This window comes from Butyricicoccus sp. AM78-15b2TA (assembly GCF_027665985.1).
GTDB lineage: Bacteria > Bacillota > Clostridia > Oscillospirales > Butyricicoccaceae > Agathobaculum > Agathobaculum butyriciproducens.
Window position 1 is genome coordinate 148,605 of sequence record NZ_JAQEHY010000004.1, and the last position, 15,574, is coordinate 164,178.

The following is a 15,574-nucleotide window of genomic DNA, read 5'->3' on the forward strand; positions in this document are numbered from 1 at the left end:
TCGCGGATTTACGCCATCTGCGCAAAATACCGCTCCAAATACGCAGTAAACGCGCGAATGCTCTGCGTGCGGAACCGTCCGAGCGTCTGCACATAGATATACCGGCGGCACTGTGCGTCCCTGATGTGCAGCAGGCGCACGCCTGCGTCCTCGCAGACCTGCCGCCACTCGCCGGACGCGACCAGTGCAACACCCATGCCGCACGACAGCAGACGGATCTGCAGCGCCGCACTGTCGCACTCGATAGCGGCGTGCATCTCCACACCGGCTGACCGAAAAATATGCTCGGAAATCTGCCGGAACGACTGCGAATTGCTCAGCGCGATAAACGGGTCGTCGGCAAGTTCTGTCAGCGATACGCTTTCCCGATTGGCATACCGGTGTCCCTCGGGCACAGCCACGCACATCTCCTCATCGTACAGCAGGACGGCGCCTGCAGGCACCTCGTCCCGCGATACCGCGGAATCGAGCAGCAGATCGCTGCCCTCGGGCGTACTGCTGATGCGCAGATCCAGATTGCCGTACTCGGCGGAAAAACCCGCGAGTATCTCGCTGATACGCTCCGCGCACGACAGCGCACAGATGCACAGACCACCTGTCCGGTGCAGACTCTCCTCAATTTCGCCGCGTGCGTCGCGCTCGGCTTCCAGTATCGTCCGTGCGTACCGCAGCAGGATATCTCCCTGCTCGGTGCGGCGCAATCCCTTTCCCGTTCGCTCGAATAACTCGGCTCCCAGCTCGCTTTCCAGATTCCGTATGGTTTTGGATACAGCGGGCTGTGCCACGTTCAGGCTCTCGGCGGCGCGCGTCATATTTTCGTATTTTGCTACGGCGGCAAACTGTCGAAGCTGGTATAATTCCATCGCATTCCCCTCCATTCTATGAAAGTACAGGAAAATTTCCCTTATGATTACTCAAATTCTGCTTCAGCAGACGATCATCATGTTTCTTTTGATGATGCTCGGTCTGCTCCTCTCCCGCCGCGGCATGATAACCGAACAGGGCAGCCGTGATCTGTCCAACGTGCTGCTTTACGCAGTCATTCCGTGCGTCATCCTGCGCAGCTATATGTCCGAGTTCAGCGTGGACAAGCTGCGTGCCATGGGCATTTCGGCTGTTATCGCGGTGATCGCGTTTGTCGCGTCCATCGGCGTGGCGTACCTCACCTGCGGCACCCGGCACCGGATTGAAAACTTTGCGGTCACGTTCGGCAACGCCGGCTTCATCGGTATTCCGCTCGTCACAGCCGTGTTTGGCGCGGAGGCGGCGTTCTACGTTGTCTCGTACAGCACGCTTGTCAATCTGCTGCAGTGGACGTACGGTATTGTTATTATATCAGGCAAAAAGGAAACCATCAATCTGAAAATGGTGTTCGTCAATCCGGTTTTCATCTCCATGGTGATCGGTCTCATCCTGTTTGTGGCTCAGCCGACGCTGCCCTCGGTCGTCACCGGCACGATCGGCTACATCGCGGATGCCAATACTGCTCTGGCGATGATTATTCTCGGTTTCTATCTGTCCAAGGTGCGCCTGCGCGACCTGTTCGCGAGTGCAAGGCTGTACGTTGTCTCTGCCGTGCGCCTGCTTGTCGTTCCGGCGGTGACGGTGCTCATCTTCCTGCTGTTCCCCTTTGCCCGCGGCGAGATCACGCTGATTACGCTGATCGCAGCGGCAACGCCGGTTGCCAGCAGCACAGCCATCTTTGCGCAGAAGTTCGATCAGGACTACCGGCAGGCGGTGTCGTATGTATGCCTGTCCACCATTCTGTCCGTGGCAACGCTGCCGCTGGTAATGCTGGTGGCTGAACGTTTTCTTTCCTAAAACCAGATAACAAAAGCGGCGCAGACCGATCGGTCTGTGCCGCTTCTTTGCGTCTTCTTGACAATGTCGTTCCGCGACAGACGTTATCCCAGAACAACCTTATGGAAAGTCTTTTTGCCCTTCTTGATCATGCACTCCTCGTTAAAGAAGTCCTTGGTCAGCTGCTGCTTGAAGTCCGCGACCTTCTCACCGTCCAGCGAAACGCCGCCGCCCTGCACCAGCTTGCGCGCCTCACCGTTGGAGGCTGCAAGGCCGCACTTGACGAGCAGCGTCAGCACACCGATCTGGCCGTCAGTGAAGTCCGCATCGGTCAGCGTGGTGGTCGGCATGTTGGCAGCCGCACCGCCGGAAACGAAGATCTCCTTGGCGGCGGTCTGTGCCTTTTCGGCCTCCTCCTTGCCGTGTACCAGAGCGGTCAGCTCGTATGCGAGGATTTCCTTTGCCTTGTTCAGCTGTGCGCCTTCCCAGTTATCCATCGCCTCGATCTCCTCAAGCGGCAGGAAGGTCAGCATACGGATGCACTTGAGCACGTCTGCATCATCGACATTGCGCCAGTACTGGTAGAAATCGTAAGGAGAAGTCTTGTTCGGATCGAGCCAAACGGCGCCGGAAGCGGTCTTGCCCATCTTCTTGCCCTCGGAGTTGAGCAGCAGAGTGATGGTCATCGCGTGCGCGTCCTTGCCCAGCTTGCGGCGGATCAGCTCGGTGCCGCCGAGCATGTTGCTCCACTGGTCGTTGCCGCCGAACTGCATGTTGCAGCCGTAGTTCTTGAACAGGTAGTAGAAGTCGTAGGACTGCATCGGCATGTAGTTGAACTCGAGGAAGCTCAGACCCTTCTCCATGCGCTGCTTGAAGCACTCGGCACGGAGCATATTGTTAACCGAGAAGCACGAGCCGATGTCGCGGATAAACTCGATGTAGTTGAGGTTCATCAGCCAGTCGGCGTTATTTACCATCTGCGCCTTGCCCTCACCGAATTCGATGAAGCGCTCCATCTGCTTCTTAAAGCAGTCACAGTTGTGCTGGATGGTCTCGACGGTCATCATCGAGCGCATATCGGTACGACCGGACGGATCGCCGATCATAGCGGTGCCGCCGCCGATCAGCGCAATCGGCTTGTTGCCTGCCATCTGCATGCGCTTCATCAGGCAGAGCGCCATAAAGTGGCCAACATGCAGGCTGTCCGCGGTCGGATCGAAGCCGATGTAGAAGGTTGCCTTGCCGTTGTTGATCATCTCGCTGATCTCTTTTTCGTTCGTTACCTGCGCGATCAGACCGCGCGCTTTCAGTTCGTCGTAAAGCTGCATTATTCTGTCTCCTGTATTTCAATTTGTTTGCATTCTATGATAAAAGAGTCCGAATACCGTTATGGAGCACGCTCTTTTCTGCGTTCATCTATGATTACCACGGGTTCACGCCCCCTGTCCGGCCGCATCGAGCAGTTCCTCTGCATTGCGGCGTGCTGCATCCGAGATTTCCTCGCCGGAGAGCAGACGTGCAATTTCGTCTACGCGGTGTGCTCTGTCCATCGGGCTGACATCGGTGTAACTGCGGCCGTCACGCACAGATTTGGAAATACGCAGGTGGTGGTCGCCCATAGCGGCAATCTGCGGCAGATGGGTAACGCACAGTGTCTGCTTCTTTTTCGCAATCGCGGACAGCTTGCGGCCGATCTGCTGAGCCGCATGGCCGGAAACGCCGGTGTCGATCTCGTCGAAAATCAGCATACCAACATCTTCGCCCGCTGTCAATACGTTTTTGAGCGCCAGCATGATGCGGCTCAGCTCGCCGCCGGAGGCCACCTTGGAGAGCGGCTTTTCCGGCTCACCCGGATTGACCGAAATCTCAAACGTCACGATGTCGCAGCCGTGCGCGGACAGCTTAGTTCCGGTACGGACCGCAACCCGCATTTTCACCTTGTCCATGTCCAGTTCACTCAGCTCGCGCACGATTTCGCTCTCCAGCTGCTTTGCGGCCTTGCGGCGCTGTTCGGTGAGTTCCGCCGCGATGCCCTTGGCTTCCGCAAGCATACCACGGTACTGCTCCCGCAGTTCTTCCCTGCGGTCGTCCGCATTCTCGAGTGTATCCAGTTCGGCGGTTATCTTCTCGAGATACGCGAGGATTTCCGGAATCGTACCGCCGTATTTCTGCTTCAGACGGTAGATTTCGTCCAGGCGCTGCTCGACCATCTCGCGCTCCGCCGGAGAAAAGTCCAGATTGTCCCCCTGACTTGCCACGCTGTCGCGCAAATCTGCCGCCAGCAGGCGCACTTCCTCGGCCTGCTCGGCCATGCCGTCGAAGGCGTCCGACACTTCGCGCAGGCTCTCGATGGCGTTTGCCGCCTGATCGAGCAATTCACACGCACCCGCAATTTCATCGTCACCCGAGAGCGCCATACGCGCCTGCTCGAGTGCGCCCGCAATCTTGCCCGCGTGATCGAAATACGCCTTGCGCTGTGCAAGCGCCTCATCCTCATCGGGTTTAAGTGCCGCCTGCTCGATTTCCTCCTTGTGGAAAGTCAGCATATCGATGCGCTGCAGGCGTTCCTGCTCGCCGGTCTCCAACGCAGTAATTTCCCGCCGTAGTGTCACCAGCGCCTGATATTTCGGGCGGTATCGCTCGAGTATCTCGGCACAGCCTGCGTAGCCGTCCAGATATTCGATGTGATGCGCTTCATCGAGCAGCTTCTGACCGTCATTCTGGCCGTGAATGTCGATCAGATACGGCGCCAGCTGCCGCAGGACAGCCGCACTGGCCGGCTTCATATTCACGCGGCAGGTGCTCTTGCCGTCCGCGGAAATCTGCCGCTGAACGTACAGCGTGTCCGGCTCGTCACCGGAAAGCGCAAGCTCGTCAAGCAGTTCGCGCAGAGCACGCGGCAGATCGGTGAACACCGCGCTGACAAAGCCCTTCTGCGCACCCGAGCGCACCAGATCGCGGCTGACGCGCTTGCCGAGCAGCGCACCGATCGAATCAATAACGATACTCTTGCCTGCGCCGGTCTCGCCGGAAAGCACGGTCAGACCCTTATCGAGTTCGATGTCTGCACGTTCGATGACCGCTATATTTTCAATGTGGAGTAATTGCAGCATTGCCGCCTTATCCCTCGCTTACTTTAGAATGTCTCTTGCCTGTTCGCAGAACTTTTGCGCGCTGTCGTTATCGCGCATAACGGCGAATACGGTATCGTCGCCGCCAAGCGTGCCGACCACATCGGGTGCGCGCATGGCATCAATCGCCATTGCCGCCGCCTGACCCAGACCGGGCAGTGTTTTAATGACGACCATGTTCTGCGCCGCATCAATATCCGTGACGCATTCACGGAAAATGTTGCGCAGACGCGTAGTGAAGCTATCCGCCGCACCGGCGTTCGAGGAGGTATACTTGTACTTACCGGTCTCCGAGGAGAGCGTCTTGATAAGCCGCAGCTCCTTGATATCGCGCGAAATGGTCGCCTGTGTGGTGTTGTAGCCGAGTGCCCGCAGATGTGCGGTCAAATCCTCCTGCGTTTCAATCTCAAACCGGTCGATGAGATCGAGGATTTTTGCCTGTCGTTGAAACTTCATCGTTCGCGTTTTCCTCTCTTATAGCAGCGCCGCTCACAGCTTCTGCTGTAAAATTCGATAAAAACTATTGCCTTTCAGACGAATCAGCCGCGTCTGCAGGTCGGAACGGGTGATAATGACCCGATCATCCGGCCGCACGGCAAAGCCCTGTCCGCCGTCTGCCGAAATGAACACCTCACTGCCGCCCTCACAGGCTGCGGTGATGGATACGCTGCGCTCGGGCGCAAACACGAACGACTTTGCCGCCAGTGCGTGCGCACAGATGGGAATAACAGCGATGTTCTCCGCGCTCGGCTCAATGACCGGGCCGCCTGCCGACAGACCGTAGGCGGTCGAACCGGTCGGCGTGGCTGCAATAACGCCGTCGCCGTTAAAGCGGGTGACCTCCTCGTTGTCTGCCGAAATACCAACGCGCACCACGCGGAACGCGGTGCCCTTTGCGATAACAATATCGTTGAGCGCGTCATTCTCGTACACGATACGCCCGCCGCGCTGCACGGCAACGTGCAGCATCATACGGCTGTCCAGCGAAAATTCACCGGTAAACAGCTTTTCCATTTCGGGCAGCTCAGCCGGTTCCAGCTCGGTCATAAACCCGACATGACCCACGTTGATGCCGAGCAGCGGCAGCTGATTCTGTGCCGCCTCTCGTGCCAGACGGAGCATGGTTCCGTCTCCGCCAAGCACGACCGCCATATCCGCAAACTGCACGGCGTCCTCGGTTTTCATGTAATCCGCGTCCTCAATGATGGGCGGCACGACCCGCATCTGCTTGGGCAGCATAAGCCGCACACCGTCACGCCGCAGCTGATCACACACCGGCTGCAGGATATCGCGCGCGCTGTCCTTGCGCAGATTGGGATAGATGAAAATGTTCTTCATCATGCCTTTGCGTCCAGCTCCTCATGTGCCTGACGGACAACCTCCGCCAGATCCGGAATGTGCTCCTCGCCCTGCTTTGCCAGATAGCCGAGAAATTCAATATTGCCCTCTGGGCCCTTGATGGGAGAAAACGTCACATCAAGCACCTTAAAGCCTGCCGCATGCGCGTTTTCCACATAATTCTGCAGCACCTCAAGGTGAATCTCCGGCTCACGGACAACGCCCTTTTTGCCGACCTTGCCCTTGCCGGCCTCAAACTGCGGCTTGATGAGGTTGGCCACATGGCCGTCCTCAGTCAGCAGGCTGGAAACGACCGGCAGTACCAGCTTGAGAGAAATGAACGACACGTCGATGACGCACAGCGACGGCGTTTCTTCCAGCATATCCGGCGTTACATAGCGGATATTGGTGCGCTCCATGCACTTGACACGCGGATCCTGCCGCAGACTCCACGCCAGCTGACCGTAGCCAACGTCGATGGAATACACCTTGCGCGCACCGCGGCGCAGCAGGCAGTCGGTAAAGCCGCCGGTCGATGCACCAACGTCCATCACGACCAGATTGGTCGGGTCGATGTTAAAGTAGTTGAGCGCCTTCTCGATCTTCTTGCCGCCGCGGGACACAAATGCGTTCTCGTTGCCGCGAACCTCCAGTTCGGCGTTTTCGTCAACCATATCGCCTGCTTTGCCCGCCTTCTGGCCTGCAATGTAGACGATTCCCTCCATAATCGCAGTCTTTGCACGCTCTCGCGAGGGGCAAAGACCCTTTTCAAACAGCAATACGTCCAGTCTCTTCTTAGCCAACGCTGTTCTCCTTCCCATTCCGATTTTTCATGATATATGCCGCAATGCCCTCGGCATCAATGCCGCAGTGACGGTACAGCTCGTTTACGCCGCCGTGCGGCAGAAAGCGGTTACCGGTGTTCAGAAGATCGGTACGCTCGCTGCGGTGCGCGGCAAGCCACTCGCCGACGCTGCCGTTCGGCACAACGTCCTCCGCTACGACACACCAGCCGCCAAGTTTTTCCTTCTCTTCGGCATACGCCTGTTCCAGTCCGCTGCCGATTTCATTTACCTTGTAAACCTGTGCGCGGATGCCCTCGTGCATGAGGATTTCCGCGGCGTCGATCGCCTGATTGACCATAATGCCGTGTGTGACGATCGTCACCTCGCTGCCGGATTGCTCGTGTACGCACACGAGCGGCTGCGCCGACAGCTCCCTGCGGTACGCGCCTTCGCTGCCGCGCGGGTAACGGATAGCGACCGGTCCGGTCTCCCTGTAAATCGCACGGGACAGCATGACTCGGAGTTCCGCAAAGTCGGACGGACAGAAAATCTTCACGCCCGGGACAGACCGCAGGAACGCGATATCCAGCACACCATTATGCGTTGCGCCGTCCGCGCCGACAATGCCCGCGCGGTCCACGCACAGGACAACGTGCAGACCTTCGATTGCAATATCGTGAACGATCTGGTCATAAGCGCGCTGCAGGAAGGTCGAGTAAATGGCCGCTATCGGCACCAGTCCCTGTGCCGCCATACCGGCCGCCATACCGATGGCGTGCTCCTCGGCGATGCCGACATCGAAAAAGCGTTCCGGGAATTTCTCCGCAAAGCGGGTCAGTCCCGTGCCGGACGGCATAGCCGCTGTGATCGCGCAAATGCGGTTGTCCTTCTCGGCGAGTGCGCAAAGCTCTTTGCCGAAGAACGCAGAGAAGTCCTCCTTCTTCGCGGCAAGCGGTGCGCCTGTTACGCGGTCGAACTTGGAAACGCCGTGGTATTTCTCCGGATGCTGCTCACTCGGGGCATATCCTCTGCCCTTCTGTGTCATAACGTGCAGCAGAACCGGTTTTTTCATTTTTTTCGCCAGTGCGATGAACTCGCACACGCTCTTGATGTCATGACCGTCCACCGGACCGAGATAGGTAAAGCCCATCTGCTCGAACAGGGAGGTCGGCAGGACAGCCCGCTTGATCTTCGCCTTGAAGCGCGATACCGCGCGCGTGATCGTTCCGCCGCCCGGAATGCGGCTGAGTCGCTCCTTGATGCGGGTTTTCGCACGCAGATACTGCGGACTGACGCGTAGGCGAGACAAATGGCGGCTAAGTCCGCCGACATTCTTGGCGATTGACATATTGTTGTCGTTGAGCACCACGAGCAGCGGCTCCCGCGAGGTGCCGGCGCTGCTCAGCGCCTCATACGCCATGCCGCCGGTCAGTGCACCGTCGCCGATGACCGCGACAACGTGGTATTTCTGGTTTTTAATCGTGCGTGCATGCGCCATGCCGAGCGCCACCGAAACCGAATCCGAGGCATGTCCCGTGATGCACGGGTCGGTGATGCTCTCCTCCGGCTTCATAAAGCCGCACAGGCCGCCATACTGCCGCAGCGTGTCAAAGCGATCGCGCCGACCGGTCAGGATCTTGTGGACATAGCACTGATGACCTACATCGTAGATGATGCGGTCGCGTGAGGAGTCGAACTCGCGCTCGAGTGCGACAGCCAGCTCTACAATGCCCAGATTGGACGCCAAATGACCGCCGGTCTGCGACACCGAGTCCACAATGAACTCGCGCAGCGCAGCGCACAGCACGCCGAGTGTGTCGTACGACAGTCCGCGCAAATCGGCAGGACTGCTTATATTGTCTAAAATTCCGTATCGTTTCTGCTTCATCAATATCCCCACCTTTGGAAAGGCAGTTTATCTGTATTTATATCGTTACTTTCGGTTATCAAGCTTGAGCGGCAGAACGGACAGCACGCGTCCGCAGAGCGCCAGCACCTTGCTGCTGCACATCACCGCGATGCCCTTGCCGGCTGCCTTGCCGCCGATGGTCAGTGCCGAAACCAGACCGGTAATCAGCAGAGATACCACAACCTTGAGTCCCGCACTCACGCCCGAGGTGATATGTGCAACAATGAGTGCTCCGGTCGCGCCGGAGATAATGCCGCAGATATCGCCCACCACATCGTTGCAGATGCTGGAAACCTTCTCTGCGTTTCGCACCATCCAGACCGCCTCGCGCGCGCCGCGCACACGGTGGGCCGCCATCGAGTGAAATTCCTTCTCGGTCGCCGAGGTGGATGCTACGCCGATCATGTCAAACACAATGCCGAGCGCAATGAAGAGCAGCAGCACCGCAAAGGACAGAATCGTGCCCGCACTGGCCAATGCTTCGTTCGAGATATAGGACATGACAACGCTCAGCGCAAAGCTGATGACGGTGATCAAGCCGACCCATGCGGTATTAACAGCCTTGGGCTTTTGCGGCGGTTTTTTCTTTTGTTTGTCGGTCGTATCCACTGAAGATAACTCCTTCACCGATTTTTACCCCGGATTTATTCCATAATAGCAGAAAATTGCGGCAAACCGCAAATTCCGCCGCCGGGACGTATAGACAATACCGCATAGCGGTGTTGCCTTTATAACCGCTTTCGCGGGTTCTTTATTAAGGTAAGTGACGGCAGACCGAGTAAATCTTGCGGCTTGAGGTTCGGTTGGTTTTCCCCGCGGACTGCCTCGCGTCGCCGTCAAGGGGGTTTCCCATTAAAGTCCGTGCCGAGATGTTACCATGTTCGGGACCGAATTGCCACTGAGTCCGCACTGCAATCCACGGTCTGCCTCGTTAGAATAGCCTAGGTGATTTCCACTACAGTCAAAACGATTCTTAGCCTCTTTTGCAGACATGGTTTCAAAAGTCAATTCCCGCGGCATTCCTGGCCGGGAAACCGCAGGCGGATACCTTATTCACCATGGCCACTCAAGGCAGGCTACACTGCACACAGCACTTTGGTCCTTACGTCGGTGATCAATCCTTTGTAACTTCCGCTGCACCGCATTGCAGGTTTCATCCCGTGCCGTTGGACGTCCATCAATCTCTTGTGAAATGCTATAGGCATCCGACAGTCACGGGTCTCCACGGCAGGAGGGTCGGTACTTCATGCCATTGAAGCGCGCCCTCAAGCCTTAACCTCCAGCATCCACCCCAAACTGGGCGTAAGAAGCAAACACCAGAGACTTCATCGATATGCCCGTCTACGGATTTTTAGGCCCGTCTTGGGAATCGCATGAACTGACTAGGATACTACGTCACTTATCTGTTATATTAACACAGAACGCATAAATATTCAAGAAATGTGTGTAAATTTTATGTGAATGTGTGTCTTACCTGGTGCGGCCGGTCAGGCTGCGTGCCAGTTCGACAAGGAATGCATGACCGTCCAGCGGTTTTACCGCGTTCACTGCTTCCTCGGTCAGCTTTGCCGCAAGCTCTCGGCATTCCTCCAGACCGAGCAAAGACGGAAATGTGGATTTCTCACTGGCCGCGTCCTTGCCGATGGATTTTCCGAGTGTTGCGGCATCTCCCTCAATATCAAGGATATCGTCCTCAATCTGGAACGCCAGACCCAGCTTTTCGCCGTAAGCGCGTGCCCGAGCGAGAGTGTCCTCGTCGGTCGCACCGGCGGCCGCACAGCCGAGTTCACACGCGGCGCGGAGCAGACACCCGGTCTTGAGCTTCTGCAGCAGGCGCAGCTCATCGAGCGAGATTTTGCGATGCTCAGCACCCATATCGAGCACCTGACCGCCGACCATGCCGTTCATGCCCGCGTTTTCGCCCAGAATACGAATGCAGCGCACGATGGTCTCCGCCGGAACATCCTTTGCCGCCGAAGCCGTCTCAAAAGCCGCCGTCAGCAGTCCGTCACCCGCGAGGACTGCCGTCGCTTCATCGAAAGCCTTGTGGCAGGTCGGTCTGCCGCGGCGCAAGTCGTCGTTATCCATGCACGGAAGGTCATCATGGATGAGTGAGTAGGTATGGATCATCTCAAGCGCACACGCGAACGGCAGCGCCTTCTCGATATCGCCGCCGCACAGGCGGCAGAATTCCAGCACGATCACCGGGCGCAGGCGCTTGCCGCCTGCCATCGCGGAGTACTTTGCAGCCTCGAAAATGCGGTCGTAACCCTCGCCGGTCTCCCGCGAGAGGTATTTCTCCAGTGCAGGTTCAACGAGCGCAATATCTGCCTTTAACTGCTCGGAAAACGTCATTTTGCTTCCTCCTCTGCCGCAAACGGCTGCTCTGTGAGTTCACCCTGCATGTTCTCCTGCATGACGGTGACCTTCTGCTCGGCCTTGTCCAGCAGCTTGCCGAGGGACGCGGATAGTCTGGTGCCCTCCTCGAACAGCTTCATGCTTTCGTTCAGCGGTGCTTCACCGCGCTCGAGCAGCCGCACGATCTCTTCCAGACGTGCCATCTGGCTTTCAAATGTTCTTTCCGCCATGTTACTTGTCCTCCTCGATATCGGTCACGCGGCAGTTCGCCGCACCTTTTGCGAATTGAATATGCAGAGTGTCTCCCTGCTTGAGCGCCGCTGCATCGGTTACGACCGTGTGCTTGACACCCTTGGTCGCTACCGCATAGCCGCGTCCCAGAACGCGCAGCGGGCTCATTGCGTCGAGTGTCGCTACGGTCTGTGCAAACCGCAGTTTACGGCGATGCAGGCCGCTTTGTCCTGCCGCGAGCAGGCGCTGCCGCAGTCCGTTCAGTCGGTTGTGCTCGGTCTCCAGCCGCGCCGGAACCGCCGAAAACAAGCGTTCCTCGGTCTGGGTCAGCAGCAGGCGTTTTTCCTCGATGTATTTCATCGGTGTGCGGTTTGACAGTCGCTCCTGCAGACCGTCCAGCAGCTTTCTCTGCTGCTCTGTTCTGCGGTGCGCCGCCGTGTGCAGGCGGGCATCCAGTGTGCGTAAGTGCAGCGCGTACTCGGCTCTGTCAGGCACGGCAAGCTCCGCCGCACCGGACGGCGTAGGCGCACGAAGATCGGCAACAAAGTCCGCAATCGTGAAATCCGGCTCGTGACCGACCGCGGAAATCACCGGAATCTCGGAGGCAAAAATCGCCCGGGCAGTCACTTCCTCGTTGAACGCCCACAAATCCTCCATCGAGCCGCCGCCCCGACCGCACAGAATGACATCTGCTTCGCCGATGGCATTCGCCAGAGCGATCGCGCGTGCAATGCTCTCCGCCGCGCCCTGTCCCTGCACCTGCGCCGGATAGAGCACAACCTTGGCCAGTGGCCAACGCCTGCCGAGAATGCGGATCATGTCGCGCACCGCCGCGCCGGTCGGCGAGGTTACGAGCGCGATACTGTCCGGACAGGACGGAATCGGCTTCTTGTACCGCTCGGAGAACAGGCCTTCCGCCTGCAATTTAGCCTTGAGCTGCTCAAACGCAAGGTTGAGCGCACCCGCACCGTCCGGAATGATCTCGGAGACGTAAAGCTGCACCGCGCCTGTGCGCGGGAACGAGCTGACGCGCGCCTTGACGATGACCTTCATGCCGTTCTGCAGACGGAATTTCAGCCGCATCGCATCCGAGCGGAACATGACCGCATTGATGGCTGCGTTTTCGTCCTTGAGCGTCATGTAGTGGTGTCCGGATGAATGCGCCTTATAGTTCGAGATTTCGCCCTGCACCATTAACCCGCGGTAGCCGGGAATCGTATCGAGCAAGTCCTTTATTTCATTGTTTAATTGAGATACTGTGTAAATCGTTGCCATTCCAACAAGTTAGGAGTGAGGAGGCAGGACTGAGGAGTTTGGTTCATTTTCCATCCTCCATTTTCAATTTTCCATCCCTACCACCGAACTCCTACCTCCTATCTGTTACAAAGTTTTGCCGCCAGCACTGCCACGCCCACAGCATTATCTCCCGAAAGTGTCGGCTCCGCGAAGGAGATCTCCCCGCCGAACCGCTTATTCATGCGGGCACGGATGATCTGGCTGGCCATGACGCCGCCGGCGCATAAAATCGGACAATGATACTGCTCGCGTGCCTGCTCGGTGGCTTTGATAACGGCATTCGCCACGGTCTCGAGTGCAAAACGCGCCATCTGCTTTGGCTCGGCGGTCTTGAATTTATTCTCTACCTGATTCTGCATACCGGAGAGCGAGAATTTACACTCGTTTACCTTGGGCTTGAACCCCTTTTCCGGCTCGGCGGTAAGCGCCAGCGCATCCAGTGCGCCGCCGGACGGGAACGGCAGACCGAGCAGATTTCCCGCGCGATCAAGCAGCTGACCGGCTGCAAGATCGGTCGTACCGCCGATGCAGGTGCAGTCCGGCAGGCCGTCCGCGCCGCACTTCACATGCAGCAGCTCACTCGTGCCGCCGGACAGGTGCCACGCCAGGAATTCGCCGTCAAGCAAATCCAGCTTGCCAGCCGACAGCGCCGCTGCCGCGATATGTCCCTGCTGATGGGACACGGTAAAAAGCGGCACGGAAAGCAAATGCGCCGCGCTCCGCGCGACGCTCTCTCCTGCCAGAAAACACGGCATATACGAGCCTTCCACCGCGCGGGGACGGGTGCTGACGCCGATGGCGCGCACCTCTCCCTGCGGCAGAGCCTCGATTTTTTCATGCAGACGCACGGTATGCTGGAACAGCGCATCCGACTGGCGCAGACCGATCGCGCCTTCCGGCACGGTCAGCAGTCCGCCGCGGTTGACCCACTCGCCGGTCTCGGCGTTGTAAATCGCCGCTGACGTGCGATAGTTGGACGTATCAATTCCCAGAAAGCGCTCAGGCATTGGTGCTCTCCTGCTTTCCCTGCGGGAACTCTGCACGGGCGGCAGAGCCGAGCACGCCGTTGATGAAGGAAGCGGCATCCTCGGTGTCGTACTTCTTCGCCAGCTCAACGGCCTCGTTGATGGCTACGCCGACCGGAACGTCGTCCACATCGCGCATCTCAAAGAGCGCCAGACGCAGTACCGCGATCGTCATGTGGGACAGACGGTTGAGCGACCAACCCTTGGAATTGGCCTCGATAATGGTATCGAGCACCGGCAGGTCGTTTGCCACGCCCTTTACCACCGCGCGGATATACGCGGTCTGTTCCTCACTCAGCTTGCCCGCATACAGTGCGATATCGCCGCTGATGGACTTCATGATTTCCTCATCCAGTCGCTCGTTCAGATTTTCTTCTTCAAACTGCTGGAACCCCATCTCAAAAATCAGGTGCAGCGCAATTTCTCTTGCTTTTGTTCTGCTCATCACACACATGCGGCAGGACCTCCTATATTCTACGCAAATTTTGCCTATTATTCAGTATAACTATTTTATCCTATTTTCGGGCAAAACGCAAGGCGGTATTCCATATTTCATAAAACCGGGCAACAGAAAAACAGGCACAGCCGCAGCCATGCCTGTTTTGCTCATGTTACTCAGCGTCTGCCGTCTCCGCCGGAGTTTCGGTCTCGGACGGTGCCGGCTCGGCCTTTTCCTCAGCCGAAGCGGACGGCTTGAAGGTCACGCCGCCGACATGCACATTGATCTCGACAACGCGCAGACCGGTCATGGACTCGATCGAGGACTTGACGTTCTCCTGCACTTCCTTTGCCACATCACAAATGTTGTAGCCGAACAGTGCGAGGAAGCCGATCTCCACCTTAACGGTATCATCATCGCCGAGTTCGATACGGACGCCCTTGGACAAATTCTTTTTACTGATAAAGCCGACAATGTCGCTCGTCAGGCTGGAATACAAACCGCTGACACCCTTGGTTTCCGAGGCCGACAGTGCTGCGATAGACGCAACAACGTCCTCAGAGATACGGATAGAGCCTTGATCGCTTTCGGTGGACCAGTACTCCTTGTGATCTGCCATAGTGCTCACTCTCCTTTTTTGAGACAATCCCATCATCCGGCATTGTCTAAGAGCATTATAGCACAGTTTGTGTAAAAAGCAAAGTAAAAATACACGCTGTCTATTAAGATGCTTCCACAATTTTGATCTGCCCTGCCGTCATGCCGGTCTCCGAGATAACGATATCGCGGATAACAGCTACGTCCTCGGCCTGCAGACCGCCGTCCGGCGGCGCTACTACGATATTCGCGCTGCTGTCACCGAGCATCACAACTGCGTCCTCGTAGCCTTTGGCGCGAATCAGGCTCTCAATATTGGCTTCGGCCACCGTGTCATCTGCCAGTGCGGAAATCTGTGCCGCCGCATCGTCTTTTGCACTCTGGTCTGCGGTGTCGCTCTCACTGAGCTCCTTGAGCGTGCTCACCGCTTCGTCTCTCGCCTGCGTACGCGTCAGCCGTGAGGATGCAAAATAATCGCCCTCACCGGCGGTACTGTCCACCGAGGCATCGGTCTGCGTATCCGCCTGCGCGTCGGTCTGCTGCGCCGCAAGAAGGTCCTCCGGCGTGTCAACGTAGCTCCAGTTCAGATAAGCCGCTGCGCACAGCAGCAGCGCGATCACACCGTAGACCGCTCCGCGTTTTTTGATCTTCTTCATCTGCCTGCC

Annotated in this window: 16 protein-coding genes; 1 reads left to right on the forward strand and 15 read right to left on the reverse strand. The window is 57.6% G+C overall.

The genetic code is table 11. The features are described 5' to 3' along the window. Positions 1–8: 8 nt before the first annotated feature. Positions 9–863 (reverse strand): LysR family transcriptional regulator, encoded by an 855-nt coding sequence (locus PGS25_RS05740; RefSeq protein WP_270417958.1) that lies wholly within the window; start codon positions 861–863, stop codon positions 9–11. Positions 864–906: 43 nt separating this feature from the next. Here PGS25_RS05740 and PGS25_RS05745 point away from each other — a divergent pair, with 43 nt between their 5' ends. Continuing rightward, positions 907–1,821 (forward strand): AEC family transporter, encoded by a 915-nt coding sequence (locus tag PGS25_RS05745; protein WP_270417959.1) that lies wholly within the window; start codon positions 907–909, stop codon positions 1,819–1,821. An 83-nt stretch (positions 1,822–1,904) separates the two neighbouring features. Here the strand turns inward: PGS25_RS05745 and tyrS are convergent, their stop codons facing one another. The 14 genes from tyrS to PGS25_RS05815 all read right to left on the reverse strand — a co-directional run bounded on the left by tyrS (position 1,905) and on the right by PGS25_RS05815 (position 15,565). Continuing rightward, a complete protein-coding gene (tyrS, locus tag PGS25_RS05750) occupies positions 1,905–3,128 on the reverse strand; it encodes a tyrosine--tRNA ligase (protein ID WP_118729803.1) in 1,224 nt (407 codons plus the stop codon). 105 nt (positions 3,129–3,233) lie between these two features. Then, positions 3,234–4,913: a DNA repair protein RecN gene (gene recN / locus PGS25_RS05755; RefSeq protein ID WP_270417960.1), complete on the reverse strand. Its 1,680-nt coding sequence runs from the start codon at positions 4,911–4,913 to the stop codon at positions 3,234–3,236. Positions 4,914–4,931: 18 nt separating this feature from the next. Next, positions 4,932–5,387, reverse strand: a complete 456-nt coding sequence (locus PGS25_RS05760; protein WP_118761548.1) for an arginine repressor — start codon at positions 5,385–5,387, stop codon at positions 4,932–4,934. A gap of 33 nt (positions 5,388–5,420) precedes the next feature. Continuing rightward, positions 5,421–6,272: an NAD(+)/NADH kinase gene (locus tag PGS25_RS05765; protein ID WP_118285992.1), complete on the reverse strand. Its 852-nt coding sequence runs from the start codon at positions 6,270–6,272 to the stop codon at positions 5,421–5,423. After that, positions 6,269–7,090, reverse strand: coding sequence for a TlyA family RNA methyltransferase (locus tag PGS25_RS05770; protein ID WP_442865241.1), 822 nt, complete (start codon positions 7,088–7,090; stop codon positions 6,269–6,271). The genes PGS25_RS05765 and PGS25_RS05770 overlap by 4 nt, the downstream gene beginning before the upstream one ends. Beyond that, positions 7,065–8,942 carry a 1-deoxy-D-xylulose-5-phosphate synthase gene (dxs, locus tag PGS25_RS05775; RefSeq protein ID WP_270417962.1) on the reverse strand — a complete coding sequence of 626 codons (1,878 nt, stop codon included), beginning with the start codon at positions 8,940–8,942 and terminating at the stop codon, positions 7,065–7,067. The genes PGS25_RS05770 and dxs overlap by 26 nt, the downstream gene beginning before the upstream one ends. Before the next feature lie 45 nt (positions 8,943–8,987). Next, positions 8,988–9,572, reverse strand: coding sequence for a hypothetical protein (locus tag PGS25_RS05780; protein WP_202183305.1), 585 nt, complete (start codon positions 9,570–9,572; stop codon positions 8,988–8,990). Between the two features lie 861 nt (positions 9,573–10,433). Beyond that, the gene (locus PGS25_RS05785; protein ID WP_118761545.1) at positions 10,434–11,318 is read right to left on the reverse strand and encodes a polyprenyl synthetase family protein; all 885 of its coding nucleotides are present in this window, start codon (positions 11,316–11,318) and stop codon (positions 10,434–10,436) included. Next, positions 11,315–11,551, reverse strand: a complete 237-nt coding sequence (gene xseB / locus PGS25_RS05790) for an exodeoxyribonuclease VII small subunit (protein WP_117490672.1) — start codon at positions 11,549–11,551, stop codon at positions 11,315–11,317. The genes PGS25_RS05785 and xseB overlap by 4 nt, the downstream gene beginning before the upstream one ends. A gap of 1 nt (position 11,552) precedes the next feature. Next, positions 11,553–12,827 (reverse strand): exodeoxyribonuclease VII large subunit, encoded by a 1,275-nt coding sequence (gene xseA, locus PGS25_RS05795; protein ID WP_270417963.1) that lies wholly within the window; start codon positions 12,825–12,827, stop codon positions 11,553–11,555. A 98-nt stretch (positions 12,828–12,925) separates the two neighbouring features. Beyond that, complete coding sequence (locus tag PGS25_RS05800) at positions 12,926–13,855, reverse strand: DNA-binding protein (RefSeq protein WP_118645655.1); 930 nt, start codon at positions 13,853–13,855, stop codon at positions 12,926–12,928. Then, on the reverse strand, positions 13,848–14,327 hold the full coding sequence (nusB, locus tag PGS25_RS05805; RefSeq protein WP_118285986.1) for a transcription antitermination factor NusB: 480 nt from the start codon (positions 14,325–14,327) through the stop codon (positions 13,848–13,850). Before nusB ends, PGS25_RS05800 begins: the two co-directional genes overlap by 8 nt. Before the next feature lie 157 nt (positions 14,328–14,484). Continuing rightward, positions 14,485–14,931 carry an Asp23/Gls24 family envelope stress response protein gene (locus PGS25_RS05810; RefSeq protein ID WP_110436702.1) on the reverse strand — a complete coding sequence of 149 codons (447 nt, stop codon included), beginning with the start codon at positions 14,929–14,931 and terminating at the stop codon, positions 14,485–14,487. 103 nt (positions 14,932–15,034) lie between these two features. Further along, positions 15,035–15,565 (reverse strand): SpoIIIAH-like family protein, encoded by a 531-nt coding sequence (locus PGS25_RS05815; RefSeq protein WP_118761542.1) that lies wholly within the window; start codon positions 15,563–15,565, stop codon positions 15,035–15,037. Positions 15,566–15,574 lie beyond the last annotated feature (9 nt).